We start from the raw sequence: 8,680 nt of genomic DNA on the forward strand, positions 1-8,680 counted from the left end.
CGGTCTGGTTCTACCGGTCTCGAAAGGCCGCGCGGCCGCCAATTCAGCCGGTCAGGTCAGCATGACCATGGCCTTGCCCAGATATCTCGGCTGGACCTTCTAACCACCGGGTGTAGCAAGCAGCAGATCTGCTCCCTTCTCGCCAATCATCATGGTCGCCGCACACGTGTTGCCCGACGGTGTAGCGGGCATCACAGACGCATCTGCGACGCGCAGCCCAGACAGGCCGTGAACTTTGAGATCCGGCCCCACAACGGCCCCCGTATCATCGGGCGAACCCATCCGCGCCGTTCCGACGAGATGCTGAGCGGATACGCCATAACGCTTGGCGAAGCTCAGCAGCGCGTCATCGTCGTCGATCTCAGAACCGGGGAGGCTTTCCGACTGGAAATACCGAGCGAGCTCCGGCATGCGCAGCAGGTTGCGCGCCATGCGGATGCCGCGAACGAGAGTGTGTCGGTCCTCAGGGTGACTCAGGTAGTTGGCCTGAATCAAGGGAGGCTCGCGCGGATCGGCGGAACGCAGATGGATGCTGCCTCGGCTCTTCGGGCGATGCGCCCAGACGCCGGCGGTCATGCCGGGATAGTCGTCGAGGACGCCGATCGCGCCCTCGCGGTAGCTCGCCGGCGTAAACACGCCCTGCAGGTCGGGACGGGCGACCTCGGACGAGGAGCGCGCAAACCAGTGTACCAGCGAGGGGCTGACCGACAGAAGGCTGGGACGGCCTATGATCCATCGCGCGATCTGACCGGCCAGTCCGACGCCGCGCGATAGCTCGTTGATCGTACGCGCATTCGCGACGCGGGCCACCACGCGCACTGAGAAGTGGTCGGCGAGGTTCTCCCCGACGCCGGGCAGTGCATGCCGCAGCTCGATCCCGAGAGCAGAAAGCCGCGAAGGATGGCCGATGCCGGAGAGCTCCAGGAGGCGCGGCGTGTTCAGCGTACCGCAGCACAGCACGACCTCACGTCGCGCGAGCACCGTTCGGGTGTGCTGCCCGTCGCCCTGCATGTAGCGAACCCCTGTCGCGCGCGGCCCGTCAAACAGCACTTGCGTGGTCTGCGCCCGTGTGCGGATCGCGAGATTAGCGCGCGCGCGTATCGGACGCAGAAACGCGCGCGCCGTACTACTGCGCCAGCGGCCGCCGATGGTCCGCTGGAAGTAGCCGACCCCGGCCTGATCGGCACCGTTGTAGTCCCGGTTTCGGGGAAGCCCGGCCGCGACGGCGCCGGCGATGAAAGCCTCGCAGATTGGGTGGTGCCAAGCGAGGTGCGACACCGGCAGTTCGCCGGTGCGTCCGTGGTAGTCGTCGTCCGTGGGCCCGAGCCAGCGCTGGCTGCGCCGGAAGTAGGGGAGCACCTCGCGGTAGCTCCAGCCCGGGCAGCCCTGGGCGGCCCACTCGTCGTAATCCGCGGCCTGCCCGCGGTTGTAAATCATGCCGTTGATCGATGTGGTACCGCCCAGCGTACGTCCTTGAGGCAGGGCGATGCGGCGGCCGGCCGTCAACTCCGTCGGCTCCGCGGAAAACTGCCAGGTCCATGCCGGGTCATAGACCACCTTGATGAAGCCGGCCGGGATGCGCAGCCACGGCGAGGTATCGGGCGAGCCGGCCTCCAGCAGACAGACGGAGACTCGGGGATTGGTGCTGAGGCGATTGGCCAGAACAGCGCCTGCGGCGCCCGCGCCGACGATGACATAGTCGAAGGTCTCAGCGTCTGATGGCGAGGCTGCGTGGGTCATCGGTTCGGTCCGGATCAGGCATCACCGCGAAGGCCCGGCGCGCATGAGCGCGGCCGAGTGCGGTCGGGGGCGGAAGGTTTGAGGAAGGAGGTCTACGGTCAGGCCGCACTCGCCGGCTGGCGCCGTGCATCCCAAGCCCGACCCGGCATCGCCTCGATCAGCCGGCGTGTGTAGTCTTCCCGCGAAGCGCCAAGGACCTCAGCCGAGGGGCCATACTCGACAAGGCAGCCCCGGTGCATGACCGCGATCCGCTGGCACACCTCGGCGGCGACGCGCAGATCGTGGGTGATAAACACCAGGGCGACGCCGAGGCGTTTCTGCAGATCTTTGAGCAGGGCGAGTACCTGCGCCTGGACTGAGACGTCGAGGGCTGAGACAGACTCGTCGGCGACGATCAAGTCGGGCTGCAGCGCCAGCGCTCGCGCGATGCCGACGCGCTGCCGCTGACCGCCGGAGAACTCGTGCGGGTAGCGTTCCAGCGCCGAGGCTGGCAGGCCGACGAGGTCTAGCAACGTGCGTGCGCGTGCCATCGCCTCGGCCCGCGCTTCGCCGCCCGCGACCGGCCCGTCGGTGAGGATCCGGCCGACGGTCTGGCGTGGGTTGAGGGAGGCGAACGGATCCTGGAAGATCATCTGCAGGCGGCGGCGCTGCGGCCGGAAGGCGGCCTGCGAGAGCGGCGCGATGTCCTGCCCGTCGAAGACGATCTCACCGCCGTCGATGCCTTGAAGCTTGAGCAGGCATTTGCCGATCGTGGATTTGCCCGAGCCCGATTCACCGACGATGCCGAGCGCCTCGCCGCGGCGCACCTCGAAGCTTACGTCGCACACGGCGGGGACGACGCGCTTCGGACGGAATGGACCGCCCGAGGTCGTGTAGGTCTTGATCAGATTGCGCACCGCCAGAAGGGGGGCGTCCTCGACAGTCACGCCACGCGGCACGGCCCGTCCAGTCGGGACCGCGGCGATCAGGTGCCGCGTGTAGGGATGGCGCGGAGAATCGAGAACCTCGGTGGCCCGGCCTTGCTCGACCAGCACGCCCTTCTCCATGACCGCGATGCGATCGGCGATGTCGGCCACCACGCCAAAATCGTGGGTGATGAACATCACACCCATGCCCATCCTCGCCTGGATCCGCTTGATCAGCGCCAGGATCTGCGCCTGCGTGGTTACGTCGAGGGCGGTGGTGGGCTCATCGGCGATTAAGAGCGCCGGCTCGAGCGCCAACGCCATGGCGATCACCACACGCTGCCGCTGCCCGCCGGATAAACGGAACGGGTAGACGTGCTGGAGAGTGGCCGGGTCTGGCAGGCCAACGAGGTCGAGGAGGTCGAGCACCCGCTTTCGGCGCGCCGGGCCGGGATGGGTGCCATGAACTGCCATCACTTCGGCGATCTGGTCGCCAATCCGCATCGTCGGGTTCAGGGCCGACATCGGCTCCTGGAAGATCATGCCAATCTGCCGCCCCCGGCGGGCCAGCATCTCGGTCTCCGAGAGGCGCAGCAGATCGACCCCGTCGAACAGGATCTCGCCGCGCTCGGGCGTGAGGTGGTGCGGCAGCAGGCCCATGATTGCGCCGGCGCTGATTGACTTGCCGGAGCCTGACTCGCCGACGATGCACAGGATCTCGCCGCGCGCGATATCGAACGACACGTCGCGCACCGCATAAGGTCGCTCGCCGCCGGGAAGCGGCACTGTGAGATCTCTGACCCGCAGTAGCGGCGCGACATCCGCGGAGGTCGAGTGGTCGGGCATGGTACGCATCAGTCCTCGCCCCGGTGGCGCAACTGCGGGTTGAGGGCGTCGTTGAGGCCCTCGCCGATCAAATTGATCGCGAGCACGGTGAGCAGGATCGCCACCCCTGGCATCAGGCTCATCCATGGCGCCTCGCGCAGCATGGTGCGGGAGGCGCCGATCATGAAGCCCCAGCTCATCATGTTCCTGTCGCCCAAGCCGAGGAACGAGAGCGCGGATTCTGTGAGGATCGCGGTCGCCACCATCAGTGAGGCGGTGATGATGATCGGCGACATCGCGTTGGGCAGAATTTGCGTCAGCATGATTCGACCGGGATGCTGTCCGATGACGACGGCGGCCTGGACGAACTCGCGCTCGCGCAGGGTCAGGAACTCGCCGCGTACGAGGCGCGCCACCGGTGGCCAGGACACGATCGCAATCGCGGCGACGATCGATCCGATCGATGGAGTCAGGATCGCGACCAGCACGACGGCCATCGCGAGTTGCGGAATGGTCTGGAAGAACTCCGTGACCCGCATCAGCAGGTCGTCGACCCAACCGCCATGATAGCCAGCGGCCGCGCCGATCGCGATGCCGGCTAACACTGCAACGGCGGTGGAGACCGCGCCGATCATCAGCGACACGCGCGCACCGTAGGCGAGGCCCGCGCCGATATCTCGCCCGAGCATATCGGTGCCAAACGGGTACTGTCCGTCCTGGAAAGGTAGGATCAGGGGATCGGCCACCATCATCCAGGGCGAGTCGGGGAAGAGCAGCGGGGCCGCGAGCGCGACGACGAGGATCGCCGCGAGGATCATGAGGCCGGCCACCGCGCCGGTGTTGCGAAGGAACCTGCGCGCGAATCCACTCATCGGCCGCCCTCGAACGCGATCCGCGGGTCGACGACACGATAGATCACGTCGGTCAGCATGTTGAAGACCACCACCATCGCCGACGTGAGCAGGAACACGCCGAGCAGAAGCTGGTAGTCGCGCTGCATCAGCGCGTCGAACATCAGCCGCCCGATGCCGGGCCAGCCGAACACCGTCTCGGTCAGCACCGCTCCCCCGGCCAGCTGACCGAGCTGGATGCCGGAGAAGGTGACCACCGGCAGCAGCGCGTTGCGCAGGACGTGTCGGCGGATTACCGCCGGCGCCGCAACGCCCTTGGCGCGGGCGGTGCGCACGAAATCCATGCCCATCACCTCAAGCATAGAGGCGCGTGTCAGCCGCACGTACATCGCCATGTAGAACGAGCCGAGCGACACGGTCGGCAGGACGAGGTGAGTCGTTATGTCGAGTACCCGCGACCAGCCGGTCAGGCCGGCACCGACGGTCTCCATGCCGAAGGCCGGCAGCCATCCAAGTTCGACCGAGAACAGCACGATCATCAGGAGCGACAGCCAGAACAAGGGCGTCGCGTAGAGCAAGAGAGCACCACCGACGATCAGGCTGTCGAGCCAGCGACGCCTGCCCGTGTACCGGGTGCGGGAGGCGATCACGCCGAGGAAGATGCCGAGCAGCACCGAGAAGACGAAGGCTGATCCCATCAGCAGCAGGGTGGCGGGCAGCCGGTCGAGGATGAGCTGCAGAACCGGCAGCTTCATGCGGTAGGAGAAGCCCCAGTCGAAGCGCACGACGCCGAGCACGTAGGTCGCCATCTGCACAGGCAGTGGCCGGTCCAGGCCGAACTGCGTGCGCAGCTGCGCGACGTAGTTCGGATCGCTCGACCCGGACTCGCCGGCCATGATCGAGGCCGGATCGCCGGGTGCGAGCCGGATCAGGAAGAAGTTGACCACCACGACGCACAGGACGACGAGCACGCCTTTGACGAGCTTGGCCAGGATGAAGCGCGCCAGTGCCATCGACGGCACTCGCTGCGGGAGAACGGACTGGGCCGGCGTATGGTCCAGGGTGGGGGTGGCTTTCGGCGCCTGAGCGGGCGCCGCCCCGGTGATCGGTGACCCGGCGCTCATTTGCCAAGCGACACAGTCGCGAAGTTCGAATTGGTGCCCACCCCCGAGGTGATCAGATTGTGAACCTCGCCCTTGTACAGGGTGACATTCTGATTCTCGAACAAGTAGCCGTTGGCCACATCGCGGACGAGGGCGTTCTGAACCTCAGAATACAGTTTCTGCCGCTCAGCTGGGATGAGCGACGAGGAGGCTTTGTTGAATAATGCGTCGGTCTTCGGGCTCTGGTAGCCCTCGTTGTTCACGAAGGGCGAACCCTTGACGATATTGCTCGACAGGAAGAGCCGAGAGACGCCGATCGCCGGGTCACCGAACTGGTCGGTGAAGTGGAAGGTGGTGTCGAAGTCGAAGTTGGCGACGCGCTGCGCCCAGCCGCCGGCATCTGTGCCCTCGATCTGCACGTTGAAGCCGACACGTTGCAGCGACTGGCTGACATACTCCGCCAGCCGGTCCCAGGCTGTTCCATACGGATAGTTCAGGATCTTAATCGGGTATTTGAAGACGTCGACGCCGGACTCCTTCAGAAGTGCTGCAGCCTGCTTCGGATCGTACTTGTAGGTCGGAACGTTCGGATCATAGAACAGCGTCGTCGATGAGATCGGTCCGGTAGCGACCTTGCCGATGCCGAAGAAGATATTGCGCACGATAAAGTCGCGGTTGATCGCGTGCATCACCGCTTGTCGGACTTTGACGTTGTCGAAGGGCGGCTTGCGCTCGTTCATCAGCATCGAAGTGATGGTCGAGTACATCTCGGTGCCCTTCGTGGTGTGCTCCACGCCGGGGATCGCCTCCAGCCGCTTGATGTCGACGTTGTCGACGTCACCGCCGCGCAAGACCTGGACGTCACCGCGCTCGAACGCCACCGCCCGCGAGGCCGAGTCGGGGATCACCCGAAAGACGATCTTGTCGAGGTAGGGCAGCCCCTTCTGCCAGTAATTCGGATTGCGGATGAGCACGATGTCCGAGCCCCGCGTCCACGACTGAAACATGAACGGGCCGGTACCGATCGGGTGCTGGTTCGTCGGATTAGTGGCGAAGTCCGTACCTTCATAGATATGGCGCGGTACGACCAGCATGTTGTCGGTGCCGAATAGCTGGAGGAAGGGGGCGAACGGCTCCTTCAGCTTGAACTCGACGGTATGGTCATCGCTCGCGATGACCGAGGCGAGATATCGATTGAGGATCGGCCGCACACGCGGATGCACCTGCCGGAGGAACTTGTCGGCACTGAACACCACGTCGGCGGCGGTGAACGGCTTGCCGTCGTGCCACGTCACGCCGTCCTGCAGGGTGAAACGATAGGTAAGGCCGTCCTCTGAGATGCTCCACGCCTTGGCGAGGCCTGGCATGGGCTTCAGGTCGGCGCCGTAGGTGAGCAGCCCCTCGTAGATCTTGCTGCCGACGTATTGCGTCGGCGACTGCTGGTTTAGTCCCAGGATGAGGATCGGTGGCTCGGGCTGGACGATCAGGTTCAGCGTCCCACCCCGCGTCTGAGAGGCGACTGGAGTGAGAGTGGCAACGAGCAGCATCGCCGCGCCGGTCAACCGAAGAGATCTCCTGAACGTCCTGACTGTCATGTGCTGCCGTCTCGCTAGCCAAGCCATCGAATGGCTGCACCCTACTAGCGCCGGTCCGGTGGTCAACTGGCTGGACCAATTTAACGTGCGCAATTTTACGGCGCTGACGAGCAAGTTTACAGCAGAGTGCTCGTTCTGAAGTCCTGACCGAGGCGTCGCCTTGAGCCGTCGCAGTGTCTCTTCATCGCGCGCTTAGCTTGAGCCGGATCTCCAGCGAGAATGGCTTTGACAATTGCTGCGTGCTCGTTCTCAGCCAATTCCCAGGCGCCGCGATGATCGACGATATGGTGTTCGAGCTTGTTGAACATTACGCTCTCGTCATGGATATCCCAGAGATTGCGGACAATCAGTGCCATGGCGACGTTGCCTGTCGCCTCACCGATCGCAAGATGGAACAGGCGGTTGTGCAGGCGCGGCGTCTCTGATCGGATGACAGCGCGCTCCGCTACCACGATCGCTTCTCGCTGCTCCGCCGTTGCATGAGTGGCCGCCATCGCGGCGGCTTCCGGCTCGACAATCGTGTTGACCGCTAGCAACTCAAACGGACCTACGTCAGCATGAACCGGATGCGTGCCTGAGGCGCGGATGTCCGGGCCTGTATTCCTTAGAACTGACTTGGGTGCGCGCTGCTCTGCTGTCCGAGCGCAGTCGCACACGTAGACGCCGCTGCCCATCATAACCTCGACGTAGCCGGCGATTTCCAGGGCGATCAGGGCTTCGCGAACAGACGTCCGACTGACGGACATTTGCACGGCGAGGTCCCGTTCCGACGGCAGACGAGTGCCAGGAGGAAAGTCGCCGCGCTTGATACGAGCGGTGATCTGGTCCGCGATCATGCGGTAGAGCCGCGTGGCGCTGACGGGTTCGAAAGCGCTCACTATGGTTCCTTCCGGTGCTTTGGCTTGCTGGCTGGACCAGTATGCGTGACCAATCGCAGCGTCAACGCCACGCTTAGCGGTCCGGATCGGACTTTCGTCGCATCGATGGCCTCCCATCTGATGAGCTATCCGTCACATAAATAGCCCTCCACCATGGGCCGTCGGCCCGATCGCTTCCGCTCGCTGCGGGCTTGGCCGTGAAGCAACTTCGTCCCAACGTAATCGGACGTACCGAGGTACCTGACGGGGGCGTTCGGCTTCTGAACAGAGGCACGCCGAGGCATCCAAAAGGCCCACGCTGAACGTCCGCTTTTCCGGTGGGCCTTCTCCGAAGCGGCCATTCCGCTTTCGGCCAGTTCCAGTCTCGAAGGCATGTGCCTCTGAATGACTGAGAAGGGTGGAAACCCGCCGGTCCGCTTTTGGGCGACAATGAAGGAGAGCGGACGTTGCCGCTGCGTCTGTTCACGACCGATTTCGTTGAAAAATTCGTTGGCGGCCGAGATCGGAGAGGGGCGGGATGAGCCCTCGCCCTAGGGCTGGGTGTCGCCAGCCGGTCAGGCCGGGCTCGGCTGCGGGATCGGGAGGAGCTTTGCGAGCTTCCTCAGGTTCTGGGCGGCGGCTGCGAGGTGGAACTCGTCTCTTGCTCCGTTTGGTCCTCGTAGCCGGAGGCGGTCCAGCTTCAGGATGCGCATGAGGTGGGCAAACAGCATCTCGACCTTCTTGCGCTCGCGTCGTGAGGTCTTGCCTTCCTCGGACCGCGCGATGTCGCGGGCCATGTCCCGC

General features: G+C 64.8%; 7 protein-coding genes. All 7 read right to left on the reverse strand.

Going from position 1 to position 8,680, the window contains the following annotated elements:
• Window positions 1-99: 99 nt before the first annotated feature.
• Window positions 100-1,740, reverse strand: coding sequence for a GMC family oxidoreductase (locus tag MKK88_RS21130; RefSeq protein ID WP_244003171.1), 1,641 nt, complete (start codon window positions 1,738-1,740; stop codon window positions 100-102).
• Between the two features lie 98 nt (window positions 1,741-1,838).
• Window positions 1,839-3,491, reverse strand: coding sequence for an ABC transporter ATP-binding protein (locus tag MKK88_RS21135; protein ID WP_244003183.1), 1,653 nt, complete (start codon window positions 3,489-3,491; stop codon window positions 1,839-1,841).
• Between the two features lie 8 nt (window positions 3,492-3,499).
• Window positions 3,500-4,342, reverse strand: a complete 843-nt coding sequence (locus MKK88_RS21140; protein WP_244003173.1) for an ABC transporter permease — start codon at window positions 4,340-4,342, stop codon at window positions 3,500-3,502.
• A complete protein-coding gene (locus MKK88_RS21145; RefSeq protein WP_244003184.1) occupies window positions 4,339-5,328 on the reverse strand; it encodes an ABC transporter permease in 990 nt (329 codons plus the stop codon). The genes MKK88_RS21140 and MKK88_RS21145 overlap by 4 nt, the downstream gene beginning before the upstream one ends.
• A 113-nt stretch (window positions 5,329-5,441) precedes the next feature.
• On the reverse strand, window positions 5,442-6,986 hold the full coding sequence (locus MKK88_RS21150; protein ID WP_244003174.1) for an ABC transporter substrate-binding protein: 1,545 nt from the start codon (window positions 6,984-6,986) through the stop codon (window positions 5,442-5,444).
• 149 nt (window positions 6,987-7,135) lie between these two features.
• Window positions 7,136-7,897 (reverse strand): FadR/GntR family transcriptional regulator, encoded by a 762-nt coding sequence (locus MKK88_RS21155; protein WP_244003176.1) that lies wholly within the window; start codon window positions 7,895-7,897, stop codon window positions 7,136-7,138.
• 554 nt (window positions 7,898-8,451) lie between these two features.
• A partial coding sequence (locus tag MKK88_RS21160) for a transposase (RefSeq protein ID WP_244003178.1) occupies window positions 8,452-8,680 on the reverse strand: 229 nt, incomplete at its 5' end.

The sequence above is a fragment of the Methylobacterium sp. E-005 genome (genome assembly GCF_022829725.1).
In the GTDB taxonomy this organism is placed as follows: domain Bacteria; phylum Pseudomonadota; class Alphaproteobacteria; order Rhizobiales; family Beijerinckiaceae; genus Methylobacterium.

Bases quoted from the DNA above. Each gene is read 5' to 3' on its own strand.
- MKK88_RS21140 (WP_244003173.1), bottom strand. From the start codon at position 4,342: ATGAGTGGATTCGCGCGCAGGTTCCTTCGCAACACCGGCGCGGTGGCC.
- MKK88_RS21135 (WP_244003183.1), bottom strand. From the start codon at position 3,491: ATGCCCGACCACTCGACCTCCGCGGATGTCGCGCCGCTACTGCGGGTC.
- MKK88_RS21130 (WP_244003171.1), bottom strand. From the start codon at position 1,740: ATGACCCACGCAGCCTCGCCATCAGACGCTGAGACCTTCGACTATGTC.